The organism is Frankia sp. CpI1-P (genome assembly GCF_001421075.1).
In the GTDB taxonomy this organism is placed as follows: domain Bacteria; phylum Actinomycetota; class Actinomycetes; order Frankiales; family Frankiaceae; genus Frankia; species Frankia torreyi.
On record NZ_LJJX01000015.1, the window covers coordinates 41619 to 67670 of the forward strand.

Annotated in this window: 17 protein-coding genes and 11 pseudogenes; 10 read left to right on the plus strand and 18 right to left on the minus strand. The window is 73.1% G+C overall.

Annotated elements, in window-relative coordinates:
- Positions 1 to 73: 73 nt before the first annotated feature.
- The 7 genes and pseudogenes from FF86_RS12365 to FF86_RS12385 all read right to left on the minus strand — a co-directional run bounded on the left by FF86_RS12365 (position 74) and on the right by FF86_RS12385 (position 4455).
- The gene (locus FF86_RS12365; RefSeq protein ID WP_044884910.1) at positions 74 to 1048 is read right to left on the minus strand and encodes an ABC transporter ATP-binding protein; all 975 of its coding nucleotides are present in this window, start codon (positions 1046 to 1048) and stop codon (positions 74 to 76) included.
- The gene (locus FF86_RS12370; RefSeq protein ID WP_128423528.1) at positions 1045 to 1455 is read right to left on the minus strand and encodes a hypothetical protein; all 411 of its coding nucleotides are present in this window, start codon (positions 1453 to 1455) and stop codon (positions 1045 to 1047) included. The genes FF86_RS12365 and FF86_RS12370 overlap by 4 nt, the downstream gene beginning before the upstream one ends.
- 366 nt (positions 1456 to 1821) lie before the next feature.
- The gene (locus tag FF86_RS12375; protein WP_044884852.1) at positions 1822 to 2619 is read right to left on the minus strand and encodes a response regulator transcription factor; all 798 of its coding nucleotides are present in this window, start codon (positions 2617 to 2619) and stop codon (positions 1822 to 1824) included.
- Positions 2616 to 2948: pseudogene (locus tag FF86_RS46950) on the minus strand (hypothetical protein); the annotation flags it as partial. The gene FF86_RS12375 and the pseudogene FF86_RS46950, both read right to left, overlap by 4 nt.
- A 1-nt stretch (position 2949) precedes the next feature.
- A pseudogene (locus tag FF86_RS65945) lies at positions 2950 to 3122 on the minus strand (ATP-binding protein); the annotation flags it as partial.
- A 24-nt stretch (positions 3123 to 3146) separates the two neighbouring features.
- Positions 3147 to 3944: pseudogene (locus FF86_RS64080) on the minus strand (sensor histidine kinase); the annotation flags it as partial.
- 100 nt (positions 3945 to 4044) lie between these two features.
- Positions 4045 to 4455, minus strand: coding sequence for a hypothetical protein (locus FF86_RS12385; RefSeq protein WP_044884850.1), 411 nt, complete (start codon positions 4453 to 4455; stop codon positions 4045 to 4047).
- 253 nt (positions 4456 to 4708) lie between these two features.
- Here FF86_RS12385 and FF86_RS35685 point away from each other — a divergent pair.
- The coding region (locus FF86_RS35685) for an AAA family ATPase (protein WP_206778930.1) at positions 4709 to 7039 on the plus strand (2331 nt) is incomplete at its 3' end.
- A gap of 2405 nt (positions 7040 to 9444) precedes the next feature.
- On the opposite strand, the pseudogene FF86_RS65950 reads toward FF86_RS35685, so the two are convergent.
- The 5 genes and pseudogenes from FF86_RS65950 to FF86_RS12410 all read right to left on the minus strand — a co-directional run.
- Positions 9445 to 10595, minus strand: a pseudogene (locus FF86_RS65950) (TerD family protein); the annotation flags it as partial.
- Positions 10596 to 10769: 174 nt separating this feature from the next.
- The gene (locus FF86_RS12400) at positions 10770 to 11534 is read right to left on the minus strand and encodes an SDR family oxidoreductase (protein WP_044884908.1); all 765 of its coding nucleotides are present in this window, start codon (positions 11532 to 11534) and stop codon (positions 10770 to 10772) included.
- A gap of 158 nt (positions 11535 to 11692) precedes the next feature.
- Positions 11693 to 12247, minus strand: a pseudogene (locus tag FF86_RS12405) (class I SAM-dependent methyltransferase); the annotation flags it as partial.
- Position 12248: 1 nt separating this feature from the next.
- A pseudogene (locus FF86_RS65955) lies at positions 12249 to 12422 on the minus strand (SAM-dependent methyltransferase); the annotation flags it as partial.
- Positions 12423 to 12613: 191 nt separating this feature from the next.
- Entirely contained in the window at positions 12614 to 13492 is an 879-nt protein-coding gene (locus FF86_RS12410; protein ID WP_082121818.1) for a TIGR03621 family F420-dependent LLM class oxidoreductase, read from the minus strand.
- A gap of 314 nt (positions 13493 to 13806) precedes the next feature.
- Between FF86_RS12410 and FF86_RS46965 the strand changes: the two genes are divergently transcribed.
- The 3 genes and pseudogenes from FF86_RS46965 to FF86_RS12420 all read left to right on the plus strand — a co-directional run.
- The coding region (locus FF86_RS46965; RefSeq protein ID WP_242418661.1) for a YdcF family protein at positions 13807 to 14174 on the plus strand (368 nt) is incomplete at its 3' end.
- Between the two features lie 13 nt (positions 14175 to 14187).
- Positions 14188 to 14382, plus strand: a pseudogene (locus tag FF86_RS62230) (hypothetical protein); the annotation flags it as partial.
- A gap of 10 nt (positions 14383 to 14392) precedes the next feature.
- Entirely contained in the window at positions 14393 to 14785 is a 393-nt protein-coding gene (locus FF86_RS12420) for an RNA-binding S4 domain-containing protein (RefSeq protein WP_044884846.1), read from the plus strand.
- A gap of 128 nt (positions 14786 to 14913) precedes the next feature.
- Here FF86_RS12420 and FF86_RS12425 read toward each other — a convergent pair whose 3' ends face one another.
- Entirely contained in the window at positions 14914 to 15210 is a 297-nt protein-coding gene (locus FF86_RS12425; RefSeq protein WP_082121817.1) for a MarR family transcriptional regulator, read from the minus strand.
- 217 nt (positions 15211 to 15427) lie between these two features.
- Between FF86_RS12425 and FF86_RS65960 the strand changes: the two genes are divergently transcribed.
- Positions 15428 to 15906, plus strand: a 479-nt coding sequence (locus tag FF86_RS65960; protein WP_396229852.1) for a hemerythrin domain-containing protein, incomplete at its 3' end; no start/stop codon positions are given.
- 360 nt (positions 15907 to 16266) lie between these two features.
- Here FF86_RS65960 and FF86_RS12435 read toward each other — a convergent pair.
- Complete coding sequence (locus tag FF86_RS12435; RefSeq protein WP_052681040.1) at positions 16267 to 16875, minus strand: TetR/AcrR family transcriptional regulator; 609 nt, start codon at positions 16873 to 16875, stop codon at positions 16267 to 16269.
- 221 nt (positions 16876 to 17096) lie between these two features.
- Here FF86_RS12435 and FF86_RS12440 point away from each other — a divergent pair, with 221 nt between their 5' ends.
- The 3 genes and pseudogenes from FF86_RS12440 to FF86_RS12445 form a co-directional block, all read left to right on the plus strand.
- Positions 17097 to 17549 (plus strand): pyridoxamine 5'-phosphate oxidase family protein, encoded by a 453-nt coding sequence (locus FF86_RS12440; protein ID WP_044884845.1) that lies wholly within the window; start codon positions 17097 to 17099, stop codon positions 17547 to 17549.
- A gap of 177 nt (positions 17550 to 17726) precedes the next feature.
- Positions 17727 to 17929: pseudogene (locus FF86_RS46970) on the plus strand (MFS transporter); the annotation flags it as partial.
- 1 nt (position 17930) lies between these two features.
- A pseudogene (locus tag FF86_RS12445) lies at positions 17931 to 19334 on the plus strand (MFS transporter); the annotation flags it as partial.
- A gap of 42 nt (positions 19335 to 19376) precedes the next feature.
- Here FF86_RS12445 and FF86_RS12450 read toward each other — a convergent pair.
- On the minus strand, positions 19377 to 20276 hold the full coding sequence (locus tag FF86_RS12450; RefSeq protein ID WP_242418642.1) for a universal stress protein: 900 nt from the start codon (positions 20274 to 20276) through the stop codon (positions 19377 to 19379).
- Between the two features lie 903 nt (positions 20277 to 21179).
- Here FF86_RS12450 and FF86_RS12455 point away from each other — a divergent pair.
- Positions 21180 to 22949 carry a GAF domain-containing protein gene (locus FF86_RS12455; RefSeq protein WP_044884843.1) on the plus strand — a complete coding sequence of 590 codons (1770 nt, stop codon included), beginning with the start codon at positions 21180 to 21182 and terminating at the stop codon, positions 22947 to 22949.
- Between the two features lie 129 nt (positions 22950 to 23078).
- Here FF86_RS12455 and FF86_RS46975 read toward each other — a convergent pair.
- Both FF86_RS46975 and FF86_RS46980 read right to left on the minus strand, forming a co-directional pair.
- A pseudogene (locus FF86_RS46975) lies at positions 23079 to 23755 on the minus strand (DUF3533 domain-containing protein); the annotation flags it as partial.
- Position 23756: 1 nt separating this feature from the next.
- Positions 23757 to 24335, minus strand: a pseudogene (locus FF86_RS46980) (ABC transporter permease); the annotation flags it as partial.
- 314 nt (positions 24336 to 24649) lie between these two features.
- Between FF86_RS46980 and FF86_RS12465 the strand changes: the two are divergent.
- On the plus strand, positions 24650 to 25279 hold the full coding sequence (locus FF86_RS12465; protein ID WP_242418644.1) for a TetR/AcrR family transcriptional regulator: 630 nt from the start codon (positions 24650 to 24652) through the stop codon (positions 25277 to 25279).
- A gap of 25 nt (positions 25280 to 25304) precedes the next feature.
- On the opposite strand, the gene FF86_RS12470 is transcribed toward FF86_RS12465, so the two are convergent.
- On the minus strand, positions 25305 to 26045 hold the full coding sequence (locus FF86_RS12470; protein WP_044884840.1) for a DUF427 domain-containing protein: 741 nt from the start codon (positions 26043 to 26045) through the stop codon (positions 25305 to 25307).
- Positions 26046 to 26052 lie beyond the last annotated feature (7 nt).

Sequence of the window (26052 nt, forward strand, 5' to 3'; positions counted from 1 at the left end):
CGCATCGCGCGCAGCTTAAGCCATTCCCCGGCGACCGTGGCCGTCCACCGCGGCGGGGCGGCGGGGGCCCGGCTCATGGTTTCTCCCCCCGGCGGCCGACCTCCCGGTGACCGGTCCCCTGGTGGTTGACAACTCGCCGGTCGACGGCTTGGTACTCGACGGTGTCGTCGGTGAGCTCGATGAAGGCGTCCTCCAGCGTTGCCCGCCGCTCGGTCAGCTCGTGCAGGGCGAACCCGCGGCCGGCGGCGAGATCGCCGATGGCCGGCGCCGTCATGCCGGTGACCAGTAGCGCGCCGTCGGCGTCCGGTGCCGGGGTCACCGAGGCACCGGCTGCCCGCAGCGCCGCCGCGAGCTCGGGGGCACGCGGCGATGCCACCCGGATGTGGGTGCCGGCACCCGCCCGGGTGATCTCGGTGACGCTGCCATGGGCGAGCAGGCGGCCGCGGCCGAGGACCAGGACCTCGTCGGCGGTCTGGTCCATCTCGCTGAGCAGATGGCTGGAGACGACCACGGTGCGCCCCTCGGCGGCGCAGCGCCGCAGCAGCCCGCGGACCCAGCGGACGCCGTCGAGGTCGAGGCCGTTCACCGGCTCGTCCAGGATCAGCACCGCCGGGTCGCCGAGAAGCGCGGCGGCGATGCCGAGCCGTTGGAGCATGCCGAGCGAGAACCCGCCGACACGGCGCCTGCCGAGGTCGGCAAGGCCGACCTCGGCGAGCACCTCGTCGACCCTCCGGGCGGGCACGCCGCCAGCCCGGGCGAGCCAGGCCAGGTGCTGGCGGGCCCGCAGGCCGGCCGGCGCGGCCCTCGCGTCGAGGAGCACCCCGACCTCGTGCATCGGCGCGGCGAGATCGCGCAACGCGCGGCCTCCGATCGTCGCCCGGCCGCTGGTGGGCCGGTCAAGGCCGACTATCAGGCGCAAGGTGGTTGACTTGCCGGAGCCGTTCGGGCCGAGGAACCCGGTCACGACGCCAGGCGTCACGTCGAAGGTCAACCGGTCCACCGCGACCGTGTCGCCGTGCACCTTCGTCAGCTCGCGTACCTGGATCACCGCTCGGCGTTCCCGTCCCACGGGTCGTCGCCGTCCGGCGCGGGAGAACCCGACGCCGGCAGCGTGGGAGAACCCGGCAGCGTGGGAGAACCCGACGGCGGGGCGGACGGGGCAGGCAGCGCCGGTCCGGGGGACGCGTTCGGAGCCGACGGGCCGCGGGGCGCAGGCGAGTGCCGGCCGGCGGAACGGTCCGCCGACCTGCGGTGCCGGCTGTACTCACCGAACGCGGCGGCGAGCACGAACAGCCCGAGCAGGGCGATCCGCACCGGCCGGAGCGCGTCGAAGGTTCCGCGGACCCAGTCGGGCGGCTCGATATCTGGCAGGTCGATCGCGGGCAGGCCGACGTGCGGCAGGTCGCCGGCCAGCCTGGGCAGAATGTTGACGGCGGCGACGAGCAGCCCGACCACGACGGCCGAGGCGACCCTGGCAAGCCGCCAACGCGCCCAATCGGCCGGGCGACCGAACCAACCGAGGCCGCCCGGCCGCGGACCGTTGGCAGTCGCAGGCGGGTCGACCGATCCTGAACCGGCAGGCACGGGCGGCACGGAACGCACGGGCGGCACGGCAGGCACGGGCAAGACGGCTGGCACCGGCTCGTGGGCGGCGGGGTCGTCGGGTTCGTCCATGCTCGGGAAGCTAGATCCACGGTGGTCCGGGCACATCCGCCGCAGGTATGGACCTGCCTCCTACTACAGTCGCAGTCCGCCGGTCGGATGCCCCGAGGCGCCGGGCCGCTCGGGCGAGGTCGCCCACGGCCGGTCGCCCACGGCGGGTCAGTTCGGCCGGGGGCGCACCAGCCCGTGGTCGTAGGCGAAGACGACGGCCTGTACGCGGTCGCGCAGGCCGAGCTTGCGCAGCACGGCCGACACATGCGTCTTGACGGTCGCCTCGGTGAGCACGAGCTCGGCGGCGATCTCGGCGTTCGACAGGGCGAGCGCGACGAGCCGGAGCACCACCGCCTCCCGCTCGGTCAGTTCCTCCAGCCCGATCCGGATCCGGGCGCCCCGCCCGGCTTCCCCGCCGACTTCGGGCGGGGAGACCGCACGGACCGGGCGGTCGAGGGAGCCGGCGCCGGCGCGGCGGCGCCCGGCCGGACCGTCGGGAGACGGGGCATCGGCGACGGACGGCAGCGTCTGCGCGAAGCGGTCGAGCAGCCGCCGCGTCACCGTGGGCGCGAGCAGCGCGTCCCCACGGGCGACGACGCGGACGGCGTCGACGAGCTCGGCGGGCCGCACGTCCTTGAGCATGAACCCGCTGGCGCCCGCCCGCAGCGCCGCGAAGACGTACTCGTCGAGGTCATACGTGGTCAGGATGATGACCCGCGCCGCGCTGCCCGAGGCGGCGATGCGCCGGGTCGCCTCGACGCCGTCCATCGTCGGCATCCGCACGTCCATGAGCACGACATCGGGTGTGCTCCCGCCGACGAGCTCGACCGCCTCGGCCCCGTCGCCGGCCTCACCAACCACCTCGATACCGGGCCGCGCATCGAGGATCATGCGGAACCCGCCTCGGACAAGCGCCTGGTCATCGGCCAGCAGCACCCGAATCGCCGGGGTCGCCTCGGTCGTCATACCGGTCTCCCGCCGAGTTCGGTCGGCAGCGGAAGGCTCGCCCGGACCCGGAATCCGCCGCCGTCACGCGGGCCGACCTCCAGGCTTCCGCCGAGCATGGCCGCGCGTTCCCGCATGCCGATGATGCCGTGCCCGCCGCCCCTGCCTGTCGGCGCCGGCGCCGTCGTGATCGTCGCGGCGCGCCGGCCGGCGCGGACGACCGGTTCAGGGCCGCCTTCGGAACCAGCACCGGTGCCGATGGCCGCACCGGTGCTGATGGCCGCACCGGTTGCGGCACCTGTGGTGGGCCACGGGGTCGGCGCGCCTCCGCCGGAGAACCCCGTGCCCGGNGTGCCGACGCCGTCGTCGACGATCTCCAGGTCGAGGGTGGCCGCGGTGTAGGCGAGAGTGACCTCGACGTGGGACGCGCGTGCGTGGCGCAGGGTGTTGGTCAGCGCCTCGCCGACGATGCGGTAGGACGAGACGTCCACCCCGGCGGGCAGCGGGCGTGCCGCGCCGATCACGCGAATCGCGACCTGCAGCCCGGNGGCGCGCAGCGGCTCACCCAGCTCGTCCACCCGGGCCAGGCCGGGCTGCGGGCGCACCGGGCCCACCTCGTCGCCGCCGGGACGGACGACGGCGAGCAGGCGGCGTAGCTCCGCCAGCGCATCCCGCCCGGTGGTCTCGATCGAGCGCAGGGCGCGGCGGGCCTGGTCGGGACGGGTGTCGAAGACGTCGTCGGCGGCCGCTGCCTGCACGATGATCACCGACACGCTGTGCGCGACGACATCGTGGATCTCCCGGGCGATGCGGGCCCGCTCCTCGGCGACCGCCCGCCGGGCCTCCCCCTCGATGGCGGCCCGGCGATTACGGGCGATCTCTCCGATGGCCCAGGCGGCGATGGCCAGGACGATCGTGAAGTACGTGTCCTCGCGGCTGGCGGAAGCGAAGTCGACCGCGCACACGCCGAGCAGCGCTGTCAGCGCGGGCAGGGATCGCAGTGGCGGTCGGGCGGCGGCGAACGAGCTGATGGCGATCAGGGCCGCGATCGGGATCACGACCGAGGGGACGAGGATCTGGATGATGAGGCCGCCGACCAGCGCGGCGGCGAGCGTGGCTCCGGGCCGGGTACGGCGCCAGTACAGCGCGAGCGACTGGCCGACCCCGAGCGGCAGGCCAAGGACGATCAACAGCGGCTCACGGGTGCGGTCGTGCTCGTCCAGCACCACCGCGACCAGGAACAGGCCGATCAGGAGCACGATCCCGACGTCGGTGGCGCGCCGCAGCCGCCCGCGCCATCTCCCGCCCACCGTCCGATCATGCCCGACGCTCCCGCCGGCGGACACGGTGTCGCGCCGTGGCTTGAGACCCGCCGCGGCTTGAGACCCGCCGCCAGCGAAAGCTGGTCACCGTCGATCGCGAACCGACGTGTCGGAACGGCTCCACTCAGTAGGTGTTCTGGGAAAGCATGGCGGCGACCTTCTGCGCGCCACCGAGATGCACTCGGGGCACCTCGAAACGCCATGCCGTCCCGTCGTGAAGGTGAATCTCGAACACGCCGGCCACCTTTGCCTTGTTGAGCTGGGCGAGTCGCACTGCGGGTCGCGGCGCCGCCGCGATCATCGTTTCGGTGGGCTTCGGCCGGAAGGCGCCCCGCTTGGCGGCAAACAGGATGACCTCGCCGGGGAACACTCCGAGGTAGCCGATCTGGCCTCGGGCCAGCATCGCGCCGTCCGCGGAGCCGCTCGCGGCCACGGCCGCGCCCACGGCACCCCCGATCGCGCCGCCCACCGCCGACCGGACCATGCCGATCGGCTCGACAAACGTGCCCACGATCGCCACCCGATGATTCGCCACAACAGCCCTCCTGTTTCTCGTCCTGATGCTCGTCCGGCCGAGGCCGCGCCTGACGGCCGTCGCCGACCGGTTCCGACCTCGGCCGTCGTCCGTCTGGGCGTGCCGCGGATGTGCCACGGGTGTGCCGCCGCCGGCGCGTCGCGCTGACGACAGGGCGATCCACGGGCGCCCGGGCGTTCCTAGGATCGGCGGGAGTGGCCGCGTTCGGCCGCGTCGGCGTGCTGCGCAGGGGCATGGTGGGGAGAGGGCGACGTTGGCACTGGACCGCCTGGGCGCCGCCGTCGTGCTGTCCCACCCCGCGCTGTCCCAGCCGGTGCTGCCCCAGCCGGTGCCGCCCCAACCCGTGTTGCTCCGCCCGGTCGCGCGTCCCGCCGACGAGAACCCGGCCCGGGAGCCGGGCGCCGCGGGGGTGTTCGTCGGACGCCGGGAGGAGTTGGCGCTGCTGGCCCGGCTCGCGGCGCGGGCGGCGGCGGGGCGGCGTCAGGTCGTCGTCGTCTCCGGCGAGGCGGGGATCGGCAAGACGTACCTGTGCGAACGGGCCGCCGAGCAGGCCGAGCAGGCCGGTCTGCGGGTCGAGTGGGGACGCTGCTGGCCCTACGGTGGCGCGCCGCCCCTGTGGCCCTGGCCTGCGGTGCTGGCGGCGGTGAGCGGCACGCCGGGCGGCCATTCGCTGGCCGAGGGACTCGGCGGCGAGGCGGCCGCCCCGGAGCGGTTCACCCGGTTCCAGGCGGTCGCCGATCTGGTGGCGCGGCGACTGGCCGGCCGGCCCACCATGATCGTGCTGGACGATGTGCACGCTGCCGACGCCGACGCCTTGCTGCTGACCCGTTTCCTCGCCCGGGCGCTGGACCGGGTTCCGCTGCTGCTGGTGCTCACGCGCCGCCCCGACGACCAGGGCGACCCGGCGCTGGCCCGGCTCGCCGCCGACGTGGAGCGCGAGGCGACGGTCCTCGCCCTGCGCCGGTTCACCCTCCCCGACGCGGAGGACTACCTCGCCGCGCACGGCCTGCACGACCTACGGGCGGCCGACGCCCCTCCGGTCGGCTCCCTCGACCTGATCAGTGCCGGCGACCCGATCAGTGCCGGCGACCCGATCAGTGCCGGCCACCGGGTGGGTGCCGGCGACCCCGCCCGTACCACCGGTGCAGGCGGCGGGGGGCACCGCGCGGGACAGGACCTGGCCCGGACGGTACTCGCCATCACCGGCGGCAATCCGCTGTACGTCAGCCGGGTCGTCACGCACGGCTCCCCGCAGTCGGGCCTCGCCGGCGTGGAGCAGGCGGTGGCGGACAGTATCGGCCGGCTCGGCGCGGACAGCCGCCGAACGCTGGCCCTGGCCGCCGTGCTCGGCCGGATCGTGGCCATCCACGACGTCGCCGCGCTGGCCGATCGGCCCGTCCCCGCCGTCCTTGACGCCCTCGCCGACGCGCGGCGGATCGGGCTCGTCGAGCCGGCGGGCACCGACCGCTTCCGGTTCGGGCACGACGTCATCCTCGGCGCCGCTGCCGCGACGCTGCGACCACGGGAGCGCCTGGACGCCCATGCCACCGCCGCGGCTCTGATCGGCGCGTCGGACCGGGCGGACCGGCTGGCGCTGCGTGCCCATCACGCGTTGCGGGCGGCCGCCCGCTCCGGCGAGGACGCGCAGCGCGCCGTGGGCGCCTGCCGGGCGGCGGCCCGATCCATGCGCCGCGGCTCCGACTATCAGCAGGCCGCGGCGTTGCTCGACGCCGCCGTCGCCGTGTCCGATCCGTGGCCGGCCGTAGCGGGGCGGGCCGCGCTGCTGGTCGAGCGGGCCGAGGCGATCCTCGCCTGCGGTCGGCTGTCCGCCGCCCGCGACGCCTTCGCCCGCGCGGCCGAGGCCCTCGACGGATCCGACGACCCGATCCTGCTGGCCCGCGCGGCGCTGGGCCTGGGCGGCGTCTGGCTCAACGAGCACCGCGATCCCATTGACCGTCGACGCGTGCTGGCCCTGCAACGCAGCGCCCTCGACGCCCTGGCCGCGGCCGTCCCCGCAGCCGGCGCGTCAGCCCGCTGCGCGACCGTGACGGCGCACGGCGGAGCAGCGGTGACCAGTGGGACAGCGGTGACCAGTGGGACAGCGGTGACCAGTGGGACAGCGGTGGACGGCGCGGCGACGGGTTCGGGGGCGGTGAGTGACTCGTCTCTGCGGCAGGTGGTGTCGCTGCGGGGGCGGCTGGCGGTCCGGCTCGCCGCCGAGTCGGTCTACGACGGCGCGACGCCCGCGCGGGCGCTGGCGGAGCTGGCGGCGATCCGGGCGACGGGCGACGCCCCGGCCCTGGCGGAGGCGCTGTCGCTGACCCATCACGCGATGCTCGGACCCGAGCACAACCCGGTGAAGCTGGCCCTCGCGCAGGAGCTGCTCACGGTCGCCGCGAGCACCGGGGACGGCATGCTGGCGCTGCTGGGACTGCTGTGGCGGACGGTGGACCTGTTCCACCTCGGCGACGCGCGGGCCGAGCGGTCGCTCGCCGAGCTGCGGGCGCGGGCCGACGCCCTGGCCTGCCAGAGCGTCCTCTACATCGTCGCGGCGATGGACGTCATGCGGCTGGTGCGCGCGGGCNGGCTGGCGCAGGCCGAGGCCGCGGCCGGCACCTGCCTGGAGCTCGGCCTCGCCGTCGGGGACGCGGACGCCGAGGCGTTCTACGGCGCGCAGCTCGCCAGCATCCGCTGGATGCAGGGCCGCGACGGGGAGCTGCTCGATCTCGCGGCCGAGGCGGCCGCCTCCCCGACGCTGGCCGCGGGCGACTTCGCCTTCGCCGCCGGCGCCGCGATGATGGCGGCCCGCGCCGGCCGACTCGACGAGGCCCGCGCCGCGCTGCACCGGCTCGTAGCCGGCGACGGTGGGCTGGCCGCCCTGCCCACGTCCAGCAGTTGGCTGACCGGGATGGTCGCCGTCGCCGAGGCCGCCGGCCTGCTCGGCGAGCGGGCGATCGCGGAGCAGGTCCGCGGGCTCGTGGAACCGTTCGCCGACCTGCCGGTCATGCCGTCGCTCGCCGTCACCTGCTTCGGCTCCACCGAGCGGGCCCTCGGTCTGATCGCCCTGGCACTCGGCGACGCCGACGGGGCCGTGCGCCACCACGAACGCGCCGTGGCCGCGAACCGGCGGTTCGGCAACCGTCCGGGCACCGCTCTGTCCCGCGTCGACCTCGCCGCCGCCCTCACCGCCCGGGCCGGCTCCGGGGACCGCCCGCGGGCACGTACGCTCCTGGCCGCTGCCCACGCCGAGGCGGAGGCGATGGACCTGCCGGTCCGCGCCGCCCAGTGGGCCGCCCTGCTACGCGCGGCCGACGCCTCCGCCGACGCCGACGCCAAGCCCGCCGACGCCAAGCCCGCCGACGCCAAGCCCGCCGACGCCGAGGCCGAGGCCGAGGCCGCCGAGACGACCGCCGGGTCGTCGATCCCCACGGCCGAGGCGGGGCGCACCGGTCGCACGGGGACGCTGACACGCCAGGGCGACGGGTGGACGCTGGCCGCCGACGGCCGGCGACTGTTCCTGGCCGACCTGCAGGGGCTGCACCATCTCGCGGTGCTGCTGGAACGCCCCGGCGAGGGGGTGACGGCGCTGGCCCTCTGCGGCGCGGCGCCGTTCGACGCCGGCCACCACGAGGTGGTCGACCGGCAGGCCCTGGACGCCTACCGGCGGCGGCTGCGCGAACTCGACGAGGAACGTCAGGACGCCGAGGCCGACGGCGACACCGACCGAGCCCGCACACTCCAGGCCGACTGGGATGCCCTGACCGACCACCTGCGCACCGTCGCCGGCCTCGGCGGGCGCAGCCGGGCGTTCCGCACCTCGGCCGAACGCGCTCGCACCGCCGTGCGCAAGACGGTCAGGCGCGCCCTGGACGCGATCACCGCCGCCGATCCGGACCTCGGCGCCGAACTGCAGGCCACCATCACCACCGGCCTGACCTGCCGCCACATCCCGACGACGACCAACCCCCGCCGCTGGACCGTCCGCCGCTGACCGGGACCGCATCGCAGCACACATCCGGACGTGTCGCGGGCCCTGCCGGTCAGGCCTCGTCCGCCGGGGAACCTCCGCCCACCTGGCCGTTCCACTCGCGAAGATTCTGCACGACCTCCTCGTAGAACTTCTCCAACGTCTCCGTCACGGACGTGACGAACGTTCCCTTCCCGACCCCGCGTTTTGTCCCGAGCGGAGCGCTCAGGGAAATGCGGAAAGCACGTATCTCGCGCCCGGAGTCGGAAATCATGATCTCCGGCTTCTGGCGGACGAGGGCGAGCAGCTCGGCGCGGGCCGCCTCCCGCGAGCCCTGTTCGAAGGACTCGATGCGCAGGTTTCCATTCGCATCGCCGAGCTGTCGCAGAATCCACCTGATCCGTGTCGTCGGGCGACCCTGCCGTGGTGCGTCGATGTTCACCGCCCAGACGAGCCGACCGGCCCGCAGGTCCGCGCTGACCGCCAGCGGACCGACCGTTCCGGGAATCCGCAGCGCGGCGGAGAGCGTTCCTTGCCGGCACAGCTCGTCAGCCAGCGCCTGCCGCCGCACCGCGGCGTCGGCGCGACGGCCCGCCTGCGGAAGCACCTCGACGCCGAGCAACCCGCCGAGGTGCAGACACAGGAAGTGGACAAGTTGATCGAAGCGTTCCGCGACCGACGGCAGACCCCGATCGGTCGGCAGCAGCGTGNCCGCCGCCACACTGTCCCGCACCGGCACCCACGAAGATCCCATGTCCTCAAACGTCTGCGCGCCGGAGCGGGCGTGGTCCAGATAGCGGAAGAATTCCCCCAGAACATACTCCTGGGTGCGATCCGCCACCAGGTCGTTTTCAAGGAGAAGCTGACAGCGGAATCGGATGTCGGCCCATGAGAGGTGGTGCACCGCCACCTTTCTGGTCCTGCGCCCATCGATGCCGACCGGATGCCTCTCATCCGCGGTCGTAATCAGGTTCGAGATGGTGATCACCGCGTCGAACTGCTGGTCCCGGGCGATGTCGAGNTACGCGCCGACCTGATCCGCGGTGAGTTCGCCGGCTCCGGTCTTGACCTCGACCAGCGCCGTCCAGCTCCGCTGGCCTCTCGTGACTCTGATCAGTCCATCCGGAATGTAGGGCTTGTCATCCCGATTGAAGGGCACCTCGATGAACGTCGTTATCTGACCGGCGGGCGCACCGAACCGCGTCGTCATCGAGCGTCCGAACTCCCGGACCGAGCCGATCACGGCAAGCAACGCGGAGGTCGCGCGCCGTTCCTGCTCCGCAGCCCCCCCGATGCCCGCCACCGGAAAGAGCCGGGCGGGCTGCCACCGGTCCTCCGAACCCGCCTCGAGGGCCCGCCGTCCCTTGGAGGCCGACAGTCGACGAGCGGGCAGTCGCTTACGCGTCGTCACCGTGTGGGCGCGACGTCCTCCAGCCCGCGTCTCCCGCGCCGCGGCGGCACCCGAGTCGACCGGACCCGACACGCCGGCGATCTCTCGCGGCTCGACGACTGGAGGGTCCACCGGGGCCGGATCCGTGCGGCCCGCGCCCGGTTCGCCGCCCTCGGCCACGCCACCGTCGCTCGCCTCGTCCTCGGTGTCGACCTCGACGCCGTATTCCGTGACGAGGGTACCGAGCCCGGTGTCATAGCCCTGTCCCACCGCGCGGAACTTCCACTGCCCGGCGCGGCGGTAGATCTCGCCGAGAACGAAGGCGGTCTCCCGATGGGCAGCCGCGACAGTAAAACTGAGCAGCTCTACCGCGTCCGAGCCACGCAGCATACGAAGTCGGAGATAGTCGAGTTCCTGAATGGACCCCTCGGCGCCGTCGAGGCTCGCCGCAAGCAGTACCCGCTCGACGCTGTCGGGCACGTCGTCCATGTCGACGTCGACAATGTCGGAGTACGCCACCGAAGGACCTTCCGGGGTCCGGGTCTTGCCCCGCAGCCTGACCGCACCACCCGCCCCCGACGGCTGATTGTAAAAAATCAGATCGTCGTTGGAACGAACCTTGCCATCATCCCCCAGCAGGAGAACGCTGACATCGGCATCGAGCGGATACTCCGCCCTGATGGCCCATTCCAGGATGACCGAGATGGAACCGAGTTCGTCGGCCAGGGCACTGAGGACAACGTTTTCCCCCTTGCGCGTGGCCGCAACCGTCGCAGCGCACATGTCGGGATGTTATCCCCGCAGCAAGCGAGACCGGCATTGTCATCGCAAGAACAACGGACCACCTCGGTCATCTACGGTTGGNCACGCACATCGCACCCGATGGGGGTTGTCCGGAATCCGACCGACGTCAACGTCAGAAGGCCGAATGTGAACCGATTAGGACAATTCGGTCATTCACCGCACCTGCTCGGTGGGGCGGATGAGGATCTCGTTGACGGCGACGCGGCGGGGGCGGGTGACGATGTAAGCGATCGCGTCGGCGATGTCCTCCGCCTCGAGTTTCTCGACGTCGGTGAACACGCGCATCGCCGTCTCGCGGATCTCCTCGCGCAGGTGGTCGGCGAGCTCGGTGACGGTCGCGCCGGGCTCGACCACGGACACCCGCACGTGCCGTTCGGTGACCTCCTGGCGCAGCGACTCGGTGAAGGCGTTCACGCCGAACTTGGTGAGGTTGTAGACGCCGGAGTTCGGCGTCGCCCGCCGGCCCGCCACGGAGCTGACGTTGACCAGGTCCGCCACGTTGCGGGGGCCGGAGTCGGCGGCGGTGAGCAGGTGGGGCAGCGCGGCGTGCGCGACGTACAGCAGCCCCTGCAGGTTGAGCGCGACCATCCGGTCCCACTCCGCGGTGGGGGCGTCGACGATCGGGCCGAGCAGCATGACCCCGGCGTTGTTCACGACGGTGTCCAGCCGGCCGAGTTCGGCGACGGTCCGCTCGACCGCGTCGATCGCCTGCCGCTGGTCGGTGATGTCGGTATCGAGGACGAGCGCCTTCCCGCCCTCGCCCTGGATCTCGGCGGCGAGCTGCTCCAGCCGCTCCTTGCGGCGCGCGACGAGCGCGACCGCCGCACCCCGGCGGGCCAGCTCCCGACCGGTCGCGGCTCCGATGCCGCTGCTCGCCCCGGTCACGAGTGCGACGGTGCCAGTCAGATGTTCAGCCATCATGTCCTCCTGCGCCTGCTCGCTGGCACGAATGCGTGCTCGGTGAGGACGCTATTGATTCGAGCGCACGCCAAGTCAACGCAGGCAAAGACGCTGTGCGCCGAAAAGAGCCATGCGTACGTCACGTCATTGCGGGCGGCGGGCCTCGATGAGGAAGNGGGTGGTACGGGCGGTGAACGGGCCGGTCGTGCGGATCCGCTCGTGCAGTGCGGCGAGGCGCTCGCGGTACCGCTCGATGGTGAATCCGGGAACGATCCAGATCACCTTGCGCAGGAAGTAGATGACGGCGCCGATGTCGCGGAACTCGGTGTGCAGCGACTCCATCCGCAGGTCGACGACCTCCAGTCCGGCGGCGCGGGCGGCGTCGCGCGCGCCGTCAGGATGGCGCCGGCCACGTACGGCGGCCGGCTGGGGCCCGAGGAAGTACTCGGACAGCTCGCCGACGCTGGCCGGGCCGACCTGCTGGGACAGATAACCGCCGCCGGGGCGCAGCACCCGGGCGATCTCCGACCAGCAGGTGGCCACCGGGTGCCGGCTGACGACGAGATCGAACGTCGCGTCGGCGAACGGAAGGGTGTGATCACTGTCCGCGGCGACGAGATGGACGCCGCGGGGGCGTAGCAGCGCCGCCGCCCGGGCGATGTTCGGCGGCCAGGACTCGACGGCGACCGTGTGCCGCGCCAGGTGCTCGACCCCGGCGAGCACCTCACCGCNGCCGGTCTGCACGTCGAGGGCGACATCGGCGCGGGCCATCCGCTCGCCCATCAGGCGGGCATACCCCCACGACGGCCGCTGCTCGCTGGCCCGGCCGTCCAGCCAGGAGAAGTCCCACCCATCGACGGGCGCTGCGGCGGCCTCGTCGACCAGCTCCTCGAACCCGCGCGGCATCGCCCGATCATGGCAGACAGGTCGACCGCTGACGACCGAGTTTCCGCCGGTCACCGGTCACGCCATGCAGCGGCCCACGACCACGACCACGCCCCGGCCACGACCATGGCCGGACCGGACCGGACCCACGAACCGGCGGTTCCGCGGAACCGCGGAACCGCGGAACCGGCGGCCAGTGGCCGGTGGCGCGCTCAGTCGCGGCGCAGTGCGGCGATCACCGGGGCGAACGCCTCCAGCGCGGGCTGCAGCACGGTGAAGTAGGTGATGCCGAACCGCTCGCGCAGGCCGCGCACCTGGTCGGCGATCTGCTCGACGGAGCCGACCAGTAGCGCCGGCACCGTGGGGATCTCCTTGGCGCTCAGGTACGGCAGCCGGGACGCCCAGGCCGCCAGTGCCGCCTCCTGGTCGTCGGTGACGGCGACATCCTGGAAGAGCAGGTTGCGCTCCACCTCGCCGGCCCGGTCGCCGGCGACCTTCTCGAAGAACGCGATCCGCTCGGCGAACGCGGCGCCGGACAGCAGCCGCAGGTTCGTCGGGTTCGCCGGGTCGGAGGAGGCGCCGGTGAACGCGGCGATGTTCGCCCGGCGCGCCGCCAGGGTGAGCATCCGGTTTCCGTTGCAGCCAATGACCAGCGGCACCGGCCGCTGCACCGGCTGCGGCGCGCTGGCGGGGTCGCCCAGCACGCCGTACACCGCGTCGATGACCCGCTCGAGGGTATCGACGCGGTCCCGCGCGGTGCCGAACGGGATGCCGGCGGCGGTGAACTCCTCGGCGACGTAACCCGTGCCGACGCCGAGCTCCAGGCGCCCCGCCGTCAGCACGTCGGTGGTCGCGACCTCGCGGGCCAGCAGCACCGGATTGTGGAAGGCCGCGTTGAGGACGAAGGTGCCAAGCCGCAGGCCGGTGGCGGCCCCGGCCGCGACCAGCGCGGGGAAAGGCGCGGGCAGCCCGAGGTGGTCGGGGATGAGCAGAACGTCGTAGCCCAGCTCCTCGGCCCGGCGGGCAGCCGTCGACCACTCCCCCGGCGCCGAGACCGCGAACATGTTCACTCCGAACCGGAACGGCCGCACGGTCGACTTCCCNTCTGGCCCGCCTGCCGTCGTCGCGCCGGTTCCCGGGGCTCCCCGCCCGCGCATCCACACCGATCGGCAGCGTCACGATTACCCTACTGCGCCAACGACCGCAGCATGATCATCGTCTGCCACGGGCCGACAGGGACATCCGTCGCATCACCCGCCGAACCGACGCACAGCGGTCGGGCTCGGTGTTGTATACCGGCGTGACCGCGACCCGCGCCGCCCGGCTCCGACCATGGGCACGACGGCTGAGCGTCGCCGTCGCCGTCGCCTCCACCCCGGTCGTCCTCGCCGAGGCGCTGAGCTGGGTGGCGTCGCGCCAGCTGCGCGGCGATGGACGGGCCCACCCGGCGGGGCGGGGCGCTCAGGCGGTCATCGTCCTCGGTTTCCCGTCGACCCGCGCGGGCACGCTGCATCCGCTCCAACGCTGGCGCACGGAGATCGGCGTGCGCTCCCTCGCCCCGGACGCGGACAGCCTGCTGATCTTCACCGGCGGCGGGCCGCCCGGCGCGGTGACCGAGGCACAGGCCATGGCCGGGTACGCACGGGACACGCTCGGCGTGCCCGCGGCGAAGATCCGGCTGGAGACCGCGGCCCGCACCACCTGGGAGAACATCACGTTCGCGGTGCCGATCGCCGAGTCGGCACGGACGCTCACGATCGCCTCGGATCCGCTNCACGCGGCGCGNGGGCGGCGGTACCTGCACCGGCTACGGCCCGACCTCGCTGACCGGCTCGTGCCCGCCGACGACTACCAGGTGCTCGACCACTGGTGGCTCAAACTGCCCATCGCCGGCTACGAGCTCGCCCGGGCGGCGCTGCGCGCGGCCCAGCGGCACGCACCGGCCACGCTGCCCAAGGCCCATCGCCCTCGGGGTTCGTAGAGTCGCGCCTATGGCGCCACCGGAGGACTCCGTCCGGGCCGACACGTGGATCTGGTGCGTGCGGCTGGTCAAGACCCGCGCGCAGGCAACGGAGGCCTGCCGCGCCGGCCACGTCCGACTCAACGGCGAGCGGATCAAGCCCGCGCACCTGGTGCGCGCGGGAGACGAGATCCGGATCCGGCTCGCCGGGCGGGAACGGATCGTCGTCATCACGAAGGTGCTGCGCAAGCGGGTCGGGGCGCCGGTCGCGGCCGAGTGCTTCGTCGACCACAGCCCCCCGGTGCTGCGCGATCCGACCCCGACGGTGGCCGTGCGCGACCGGGGCGCGGGCCGGCCGACCAAGCGCGACCGCCGGGTGCTGGAACGGCTGCGCGACCAGCCCCGCCCGCCGGGACCGCTCTGACCGTCCAGCGCCCCCGGACGGTCGGGGGCGAGGTGCAGGATTACGGCCTGCGGGAATGTCCCAGGGCGATGTTCCGTGCCGCGTTCACGTCGGCATTCGCCTGACACCCGCAGGCCCGGCGAGCGCGGTCACCTGGCTGAGTCGAGTCGAGTTGCATCGAGTTGCGTCGGATCAGGTGTCGGCCAGCCGCTGCGTTCGAGCCGGTCGAGGATGCCGGTCATTGTGGCCGGGTGTAGCCCGACGCGGCGCGCGAGGGCGTTCGGGCTGAGCGGACCAAACCGATCGGCGAGGTCGAGGCAGTCGAGATCGATGTCCTTGCGCTCAGGGTGCGTTCCGACGTGATCGTTGAGCACCGACGACTGGATGCCCAGCTCCCGCAGTAATTCCTTGATCGAAACGTCCAGCCGTCGTCGGTGACACTTCACGTCCGCGTCTGGCCTCCTATGGTGATACCGTGCCCATATCGCCCATATCGTATCGTATGGGGTGTTAAGGACAAGGTACCCGGATCACCGATACCGGCGCGGGTCCAGCGGCAGGAAGAACATTTCATGATCTTGCTTGCCGGAGTTCTTCACCTCGACGCACGGAAAGGCACCGACCATGTCTGTTTCGCAGCAAGAAGAGCTCGATTTCAGCATGATGTACGCGACGCACGACGCCTTCCGGCGGGACCTCAAGCGTTTCGAGGCCGCGGCTGCCGCAGGGAAGGGCGGCAACCCCAAGATCCTGGCCGGCTGGGAGAACTTCAAGACCCAGCTCCTCATCCACCACGGCGTCGAGGATTCCTACCTGTGGCCGCGCGTGGAAAACGCCGTGGCGGGACGGGCCCACGACCTGGCCCTGCTGAAGGACATGAAGGACGAGCATGCCCAGCTCGACCCGTTGCTCGCCAGAGTCGACGAGGCGCTGGCCGGCCGGGCGGCCGACCTCGCCGACCGGATCCGCGATGTCGCGGCGGTACTCGGCGATCATCTGACGCACGAGGAGGATAGTGCCCTTCCGCTCATCCAGGCCGTCCTGCCGCGTGCGGAATGGGACGGGATGAGTGGCGCCATGGCTCGCCGCGAGGGCGTCAAGGGGGCTGCCTATTTCGTTCCGTGGGTCCTCGAGGAGAAATCNCCGGCCGAGCGGCAGCGGATCCTCGCGAGGCTGCCCGCCCCCNCCCGGCTCCTCAACCGACTGCTGTGGCAGCCGCGTTACCTGCGGCGCAATCTTTGGAACGGCTGACCCGCGGAACCCGTCGGAACGGCTGGCCCGCAGTTCCCGTCGACCACGACTGCAATGCCGGGACCCGCGATCCCACGCCGGCGATGCGCATCGGCCTTCGGCGACCGCGGCTGGTCCTTCGATGATGACGAGAACCGGCTGAGTCGGACCACTGCGGACGCGCTTCTCGCCTGACGGTCCACCGGTGGCGGCCAAAGGTCAGCCGATCCCGCCCACGTGGTCGGGATGCCGGACCGGACCGGCCCGGCCGGTCAGATCAGGCCGACCGCGCCGCGCACAAGCCGCTGGGTGGCCCGGACAAGGCGGTCGTCGCTGAGCCGGTAGTCATGCCGGAACGCCCTGTCGAAGGCGTGCATGGTCGTGAAGAACAGCACCGCGGTCGCCTCCACGTCCTCGACGTGGTACGCGCCGGCGGCAACACCGGCGGTGAGCAGAGCGGCGATCGCCTCGACGAGGCGGTGATGGGCGGCGGTGTGGCCCAACTCCTGCGCGGCGGGACCCTCCCGGGGGTCCGCGTGGGCGCCGGGCAGATGCTGGAACAGCACGTCGTGCAGCTTCTCTTCGGCCCGGAAATGCTCGCAGCACACCAGAACCGCGGCGTCGAGCTTGCCCGGCCAGTCCGACCGCTCGGCTGCCGCGGTCGTGACGTGCGCGGCGAACTCGATGGCGAACTTCTCCTGTAGCGCGAAGACCAGTCCGTCCTTGGACGGGAAGTACTGGTAGAACAGGCCCTTGGAGACTCCGGCCCGCCGGGTGATGTCGTCAAGCGTGGCCGCCGCGACCCCCTTGGCCATGAAGATCTCGGCTCCCGCAGCCAGCAGGTCCGCCCGCCGCTCGTCGGCTGGCTTGGTTCTGGGCATCGGCCCACCTCCACCCACGCCCGCCCATGATACGGAGCCCGACTGACCGCCGGTCATTCCATTGACTGACGGTCAGTCGGACCGTAGTCTGCACCCGACGGAGATCAGTTCGTCGCGGACCGCAGCCAGCAGGCAACCTTCGGCCAGGCAAGCCACCGGCCGCAGAACCACCAACCACAGAACCACCGACCGCAGAACCACCGACCCAGGGCAGGACAGCCATGGACGAACGTCTCGCGCGATTCATCGGTGACCACCCGGACGCCGCCATGATCACGTTGCGGCCGGACGGGTCGGCGCACGCCGCGCGCATCGAGGTGGCGCTCGTGGAGGGCCGCCTGTGGAGTTCCGGCGCCCAGGCCCTGACACGGACCGGGAACCTGCGCCGCGACCCGCGCGGGACGCTGTTCGTTTTTGCCCCGCCGCCGGATCCTCGCTGGGCCGGACTGGCGACGACCGTTCGGCTGCTCGACGATCCGGACGCGCCGGACCTGCATGTCCGCCTCATGCGGGCCCGCCACGGCGACGCCGCCCCCGCCGGGATGCTCCTCGCCCACGACGACGCGGTCGGCGGCGACCGTCCCTGGCTGCCGGACGAGTACCGGACGCACGTCCAGGCCGAGCGGCGACTCATCTATGACTTCACCGTGACCCGGGCATACGGGAACTACTGATCTCACCTTCGCCGACCCCACCGTCACGGCCCTGCCACCGCCGCACCCGGTCCCCGGTCACCTCGGGCCGGCGCGAAACGTCAGACCATCACCGTCCGCCGCCGCGGGCGCTCCGGCCGGTTCCGGCAGTCCGGACGCGGCGCGCGGCAAACGATGTTCCAGGCCTCAGGGAGAGCTATGGATCGGAAGTGGTGGACGCTGCTGGTCGTCTGCGGCGCCACGTTCATGCTGTTGCTCGACGTGACGATCGTGATCGTCGCGCTGCCCGAGATCCAGAGCGGTCTGCACGCCGGCTTCGCCGACGTCCAGTGGGTCATCGACGCCTATGCGCTGACCCTGGCGGCGCTGCTGCTGACCGCCGGCTCGCTCGCCGATCTCTANGGGCGCCGGCTGCTGTTCACCATCGGGTTCACGATCTTCACGGCGGGGTCGCTGCTGTGCGGGCTCTCGCAGTCGGCGATCATGCTGATCATCTCGCGGGGCGTGCAGGGCGTGGGCGGCGCCGTGCTGTTCGCGACGTCGCTGGCGCTGCTCGCCCACAGCTTCCGCGGCCGGGACCGGGGAATCGCGTTCGGGGTGTGGGGTGCGGTCACCGGCGTCGCCACGTCGCTGGGGCCCATCCTCGGCGGCCTGATCACCAGCGGCATCAGCTGGCGGGGCATCTTCCTGGTCAACGTGCCGATCGGGATCGTCGCCGTCGCCCTGACAGTGTGGAAGGTCGAGGAGTCCCGGCCGCCGGCGGCGCACCGCCCCGACTGGCCCGGTTTCGCGGTGCTCACCGCGGGGCTCGCCGGCGTGGTCTACGGCCTGATCCGGGCGGGCGAGACGGCCTGGTCGGACACCGGCGTCGTGATCAGCCTGGGCCTGGGCGTCGCGTTCCTCGTCGCGTTCATCGCCGTGGAGGCCAGGGTCGCGCACCCGATGTTCGACCTGTCGCTGCTGCGCACCCCGACGTTCCTCGGCGGGTCGCTCGCGGCGGTCGCGATGAACGGTTCGCTGTTCGCGATGTTCGTCTACCTCGTCCTCTACCTGCAGAACGACCTGGGCTACTCCGCACTCGGGTCGGGCGTGCGGCTGCTGATCGTGAGCGCGGGCAGCTTCGTCGCCGCGACCGCGGCCGGGCGGCTGAGCAGCGTGGTGCCGGCGCGCTGGCTCATCGGTCCCGGCCTGGCGTTGGTCGGCGTCGGCCTGCTGCTCATGTCCGGCCTGGACGCGGGCAGCTCCTGGACGCACCTGATCCCGGGCTTCGTCCTGGCGGGCATCGGCAGCGGGATGGTGAATCCGCCGCTGGCCTCCACCGCCGTCGGGGTGGTGCCGCCGGCGCGTTCCGGCATGGCGTCGGGCGCGAACACCACGTTCCGCCAGATCGGCATGGCGATCAGCATCGCGGCCCTGGGTTCGATCTTCGCGGCCCGGTTGGAAAGCGGCATCAACGGTGCCCTGCGCGGGGTCCCGGCGCTGCGCGGGCAGGGTGGGCGGATCGCCGACACGCTGCGCCGCGGCGACACCGACCAGCTCTTCGCCGCCACGCCCCCGAGCGCCCGCGGCCCGCTGGCCGGCGCGGTCAAGGCCGGCTTCGCCGGTGCGATCAACGACCTGCTCCTCGTCACCGGGATCGTCGCGCTCGTGGGCGCGGTCTGCGCGCTCATCCTCATCCGCCGCAAGGACTTCGTCGCCCAGGGCCAGGCCGACCCCGCTCCGGCCGGCCCCACCTCGACCGGCGGCACGCCCGAGGATTCCCGGACGCCCTCGACCGTCGGTCCCGGGCCGCGACCGGGCGGCTGACCCGCTCACCGGTACCCGGCGTCCGGCCGGACGCCGGCCCGCTCAGCGGATGGGGTCGGGGATGACCGCGACCGGGCATCGCGCGTGGTGCACGCACTGGTGGGCGACCGAGCCCAGCAGCAGGCCGGCGAAACCGCCCTGACCACGGGCGCCGAGGACGAGCAGCCGGGCGTCGGCGGCCTCGGCGAGCAGGCTCCGCGCCGGCCCGCCGAGCGCCAGCCGGGTGTCGAGGGTGACGTCCGCCAGCCCCTCGTCGACCAGTCCCTTGCTGACGCTGTCGTCGAGGACGGCGTGCGCGGACTGTTCGAGCGCCGCCCGGTCGCGCGCGGCGCGGTGACCGGTGGGCAGCAGTGGTGGCTGCCAGGCGTGCACGACCCGCAGCGGTGCCGCGTGCAGCGCGGCCTGCTCGGCGGCCCAGCGCAACGCGGCCAGCGACGCCGCCGATCCGTCCACGCCGACCAGCACGGGCCGGCCGCTGCGGTCGTCCTCGGCGCTGCGGCCGTCCTCGGCGCTGCGGCCGTCCTCGGCGCTGCGGCCGTCCGCCCGGACGACGACGACCGGCCGGGTCGCCTGATGCAGGCAGGCGGCGGAGACCGACCCGACCAGGTACCGGCGCAGCCGGCTGGTCCCCCGGTAGCCGACGACGATCATGTCTGCGCCCGCGCCGGCCGACAGCAACGCCTCGACGGCGTCGGCGTAGACGGCCCGCTCGGTGACGGGCACCGGCCGGCGCGGGTCCTGGGTCCGCTGGACGCACTCCCGCAGCAGCGCCAGGGCGGTTTCCTCGATCGTGTGGGGGCCCGGCGCATAGGCGCGGTCGAGTACCTCGCGCGGGCAGTCGTCCGGGGTCCAGGCCAGGATCGCCTCGAGGCGGTCGCGGCGCAGCCACGCCTCTCCGGCGGCCCAGCGCAGCGCCGCGTCGGCGTCTCTGGATCCGTCCACTCCCACCACGATGCAGCCCGACACCACAAGCTCCAGATCCCCGATTGCCGGCTCCCCGGTCTCCATTCCAGGATGCCTGCCGCGACCCGGGCCGGCGAGTGCGCGGTGGCCCCCGCGGGGGATCCGAACGGCCCGCCGCCGGGGGTGCGTTCGGCCGCCGTCTCCTCCCCGTTCGGGGGGTACCGTGCGGCCGCGAGACCACCTCGGCTGGCCCGATCGGGGCAGGCAGTCCACTCCCCCGCCCGGTCGGGCGGGGCGGCGGCCCGTCCGGGGCATGGTCCGACGACCCGGCCGGTGAAGCCGGCGTCCGCAACGGACGCCCTGGCAGCGAGGGGTGGCAGGCCGCCCTGGGCCGGTCTGGGCCGGTCTGCGGCCGGCACGGTGCGGATCGCAGGGTAGGAAGTGCTCCACGATGTGCGCCTAAGGTCCCTGGGCGCCGGGGTGGGGCGGGGCCGAACATGGCAGATGACGTGTTGACCCGCCGCAGGTCGACCCGGGGCGCGCTGAGGCCGACCGCGCAGCGGCGAAACGGCGAAAGGCGCGCGGCGGGCCGGGATGGCTGACCCGGTGCCTTGGCCGCCGGTCCGGGCTCCGGTCGGTCGACGTGGTGGACAGGAGGCTACCCGTTGAGGGTGCGCGAAGTGAGGACGACGCGGATGCATGCCGTCGAGGCCACGGGACGAACCGCGCAAGCCGAACAGGCCGGGCGTGCCGGGCGTGCCGGGCGTGCCGGGCAGACGCGAACCCCCGCGGAACCGCCCGCGCCAACTCCACGATGACGTGGCGCCCACCACGGACGGATGGCCCCCGCCGGGACCCGCGGCCCATCCTCGCCGGGAACGTCTCGGCCGCGATCCGGATCTCGGCCGCCGCTCGGCGCGGATCGGTTATCGTGCTGGAAGCATGGAGTCCGAACGGGACCTCGCGCCGGCCGGCGCAGGGACCTCCGGGGCGGCCTGCGGGCAGACCTCCCCGTCAGGGTCGTCGGGAGATCTGATCTTCCCCGCTGTCGCTCGGCTCGAACTGGACGAGCTTCTCTCCCAACTGGTGGAGCGGGCCCAGGATGTGTTGGCCACCCAGGGCCGGCTGCGAGGTCTGCTGCGGGCCAACCGGATGGTCACCGCCGACCTCAGCCTCGACGTGGTGCTGCGACGCATCGTCGAGTCCGCCTGCGAGCTGGTCGACGCCCGCTACGGCGCGCTCGGCGTCATCGCCCGCGACGGTCACCTCGAACAGTTCATCCACGTCGGGATGGACCCGGGCCGCGTCGAGGCGATCGGCCGGACCCCCCGCGGCGACGGGGTGCTCGGCCTGCTCATCGCCGAGCCGGGGCCGGTGCGCCTCGACGACATCGCCGACCATCCCCGTGCCGTCGGCTTCCCCGCGGGGCACCCGCCGATGCGGGCGTTCCTCGGCGTGCCGATCAGGGTCCGCAACGAGGTCTTCGGCAACCTCTACCTGACCGAGAAGCGCGGCGGGCGGATCTTCACGGCCGAGGACGAGGAGCTCGTGCTGGCGCTCGCCGCCAACGCCGGCGTGGCGATCGACAACGCCCGCCTGTTCGGCGAGGCCCAGCACCGTCAGCAGTGGTCGCAGGCGTCGGCGGACATCACCCGCCACCTGCTCGCCGACGGCGACGACCCGTTGGAGCTGATCGTCCAACGGGCCCGCGACGTCGCCAGGGCGGACACGACGGCGCTGGCCCTGTGCGACCCGACGGCGCGGGAGCTGTCCTTCGACGTCGCCGAGGGCAACGACGCCGACCTGCTGCGCGGCCAGCGGGTGCCGCTGGAGACGTCGCTGGCGGGGCGGGCGGTGCACGACCGGGCCCCGCTCGTCGTCGCCGATGTGCGCACGCTGGGCGGCTCCGAGATCGACAAGCTCGACGTCGGCCCGATCATGATCGTGCCGCTGATCGCCTCACAGGTCACCTCCGGGGCGCTGATCCTCGGCCGGCGCCGCGGCGGCATCCTGTTCAGCGACGAGGACCTCGAACTCGCCGCCGCGTTCGCCGCCCACGTGGCGCTCGCTCTGGAACTGGCCCGCTCGCGGGCGGCGCGAGGCCGGCTGTCGCTGCTGGAGGACCGCGACCGGATCGCCCGCGACCTGCACGACCACGTGATGCAGCGATTGTTCGCGGTGGCGATGGGCCTGCAGGGCCTGGCCGCCAGCGAGGAGCGGGCGGCGCGCGCGGAGCGGATGAGCACCTATGTCGAGGACCTCGACGAGACCGTGCGGGAGATCCGCCAGACGATCTTCGAGCTGCGCGGCCGGGCCACCCCGGCCACGGGCAGCGGGCTGCGGGCGCAGATCCTCGGGATCATCGACGACATGGCCGGGGCGTTCGGCTTCACCCCGCGGCTGCACCTCGACGGCCCTGTCGACACGGCGATCGACGCCGCCGTCGGCGACCACCTCATCGCCGTGGTGCGCGAGACCCTGTCGAACGCCGCCCGCCACGCCCACGCCCGCGCCGTCGAGGTGACGGTGGCCGTCGCGGACGGCCGGGTGAGCGTGGACGTGGTGGACGACGGGGTCGGCCTGGGACCGACGACGCGGCGCAGCGGGCTGGCGAACCTGCGCGGCCGGGCCGAGAGCCTGGGCGGAACCTTCGCCGTGGAGCCCGGCCCCGCCGGCGGCACCCGGGTGCGCTGGTCGGCGCCCACCGGCTGAACCGGGCGCACCCGCCCCCCGGGCTGCGCCGGCGCGAGTCGCCCGCCGAAACGCCGCCACCCCGCCCCTCCCCCTCGGGCGGAACGGGGAAGGGACGGGGTGCGACGGGGTCGGCTGCGGAGTCGGGTGTCAGGCGCTGCCGCTGCCCGCCGCTGCGCCCGAGACGGCGGCCGCATCGGACTCGACCTCTTCGTCTGCGAACTCGTTGTCACGGGACTCGCCGTCCCGCCGCGGGCCCGCGTTCGTGGTGACGCCGTTCGTGGTGGCGCCGCTGGCGGGGGCGCCGCTGGCGGGGGCATCGCTGGCGGGGGCATCGCTCGTGGTGACGTGGTGCGGGCGGGTGCCGGCGGCGGCCTCGGCCTGCTCGGCCTGGCGGGCCGCCATCGCCGCGCCCTGCGCGGCCAGCATCATCGAGACCGGCTTGCCGCGCTCGGCCCGCAGCCGGGTGCGGCGGTTGAAGAACGGCCGGCCGACCGCGGTGAGCACGATGCCGACCGCCGCGTAGACGCCGATGACCGTCGCGCCGCGGCCGATCCCCGGCCCGGCGTCGTACACGATGCCGCGCAGCACGTCGAGGACACCGGTGCCGAACACGTACGGATGCAGCCACTTGAAGGGCTCCGGCACGAACGCGGCCGGGAACGCCCCGCCCGACGCCGGGATGTTGAGGAAGACGAACAGGATGAGCGCGGCGCCGGTGACGAACCGGCCGATGAAGTAGGACAGGCCGTTGACCACCAGGCCGACCGAGATCGTCGTCAGCCAGCCGAGCAGCCACAGCGACAGGAAGTGGCCGTGCACGGCGCNCACCACCGGACCGGCGAACAGCGTGCCAAGCAGCGAGAACACGAAGCCGGATCCGACGATCAGGCCGAGGCGGACGTGGTGCTTGAGCGTCTGGCCCATCATCCCGATGAACATGCCGACCATGTAGCCGGCGATGGTCCAGACCAGCGCGAGGTAGAAGCCCGAGGTGCCGTAGGAGTCGTGCTTGGGCAGCGGGGCGAGGTCGTCGACGGCGAGGGTGGTGCCCTCGGCCGCCGCCACGGGGGCGAACGTCTGCTGGACGACCTCGGCGAGCTGGAACTGCGCGCCGCTGGCGATGAGCAGCCGGGCCGGCTGGTTCGCCGCGCCGGGGGTGAAGGCCGCCGCCAGGTCGCCGTCGCGCACGTCGCTGCGGGCGGCGTCGACCGAGCCCGCCATCGACACCGACAGCATGCCGTTGCTCGTGCCCTCCAGCCGATCGGCGAGGGTCGCCGCCGCCGGGCCCGTCCCGACCACCGCGACCTTGATGTCCTTCGGCGTCGGCTGGTGGAAGGCGTTGATGTAGCACAGGCAGAAGGCGATGACGAAGACCAGCGGCAGCCAGAGCTGCAGGCCGATCATCTGGACCGGCGGCGAGAGCCGGGAGTACTGCCNCCGGAAGCGCATCCACGGGCCGAGCCCGGTCGCGGGCGCCCCGCTGGACGCCATGGTCTCCGCAGTCATAGGTCACTTTCCCGCGCGTGAAGTCCGATGAGGGGTACAGGAGGGCCAGCGGGCCGGCGCTGTGCCCGGGATGTCGCCCGGGGCTCGGTTCGCTGGGAGGTTCGAGTTCGCTGGGGAGGTTCGACCGGTGGTCGCAGCGAAACTGTAGCCCAAAGATGAGACTCAGTCCAACATGTGAGCCGGGATGCCGGATCTGGTATCCTCGTTTCGTGGTGAAGAACCCCGCGGCAGTCCCCGCCGACGCCGCAACCCCCGCGCGGGGCACCGATCTGCGCAGCCGGACGAGGCGGGCGTTGCAGGCGGAGATCACGGCCGTCGCCTTCGACCTGTTCGACCGACAGGGCTTCGAATGCACGACGATCAACCAGATCGCCGCCGAGGCCGGCCTGTCGCGCAGCAGCTTCTTCCGCTACTTCGCCACCAAGGAGGACGTGGTCCTGCTCGGGGTGGAGGAACGCGGCCTGGTCCTGCGCGACGCGCTCGCCGGCCGTCCCGCGGACGAGACGCCGTGGCAGGCGCTGCGTCAGGCGCTCAACGCGATCATCGGTTTCAACGTCGAGAACCCCGAACGGGCCCTGCGGCTGTCCCGGATGATGGTCGACACGCCGTCGTTGCAGGGCCGCCAGTTGCAGCGCCAGAACAGTTGGCAGCGGCTACTCGCCCCCGAGCTCGCCCGGCGCCTCGCCATCCCGCCGACGGACACGGCCGACCCGCGCCCACGCGCACTGGCCTCCGCGGCGCTCGGCTGCTACGACGCCGCCCTGACGGTCTGGCGCGACTGCGACGGGACGGCCGACCTCGCCGCCCTGCTCGATCAGGCGATGTCCGTCCTGACCGGCTGAGTCCCTGACCGGCTGACCGCGACGGTCAGGGATGCGTGGGCACGCCGTCGACGGACACCGTCACGCGTTCGTCGTAGAAGCAGACCAGGCCGGTGATCCGGGCGCTCTCCGGCAGCGGCGTGCGGTAGGTCCACACGACGTCGTCGTGGCGCCGGCCGTCGACCTCCACCGAGAAGTACTCGGCGTTGCCCTTGTACGGGCAGTGCGTGCGGGTGTCCGAGGGGCGCAGCAGCTCCTGACGGACGTCGACCAGGGGCAGGTAGTAGCGCGGCACCAGGCCGGTCTCGAACAGGATGACCGGGCGGTGGGAGTCTGCGACGACCACCCCGTCGATCTCGACCCGGACGTGCCGGGAGCTGGGCAACGCGTCGATGCGGGTGTAGGGGCTGCGCGGGTGGACGTAGACGGGCTCGTCCTCCTCCAGCCAGCGGTCCATTGCGGCCCAGTCGAAGCGGACCAGGTCCCGCAGTCCCTCCAGCGGGGACTGCGGGTACGCCCAGGCCGCCGCCGGCGCGGTGTGCCCCTCGACGACCACGTCGTAGTAGACGGCCTCGCCGCGGCTCGGGGAGTGCTCCGTGCGGGCGGTAGGCACCAGTTCGGCGACGACGTCGACCCGCGGCAGGTAGTAGGCCGGATAGTGCGGGTTCTCCCAGACCAGCGCCGGGCTGGTGGTGTCGACGACCAGCCGCCCGGCGAGGTAGGCGCGGACCCGCTTGCGCCCCTGCTCCAGCCGGACCCGGCCCCGCGCCTGCTGCGTCGTCGTCATCGGATCT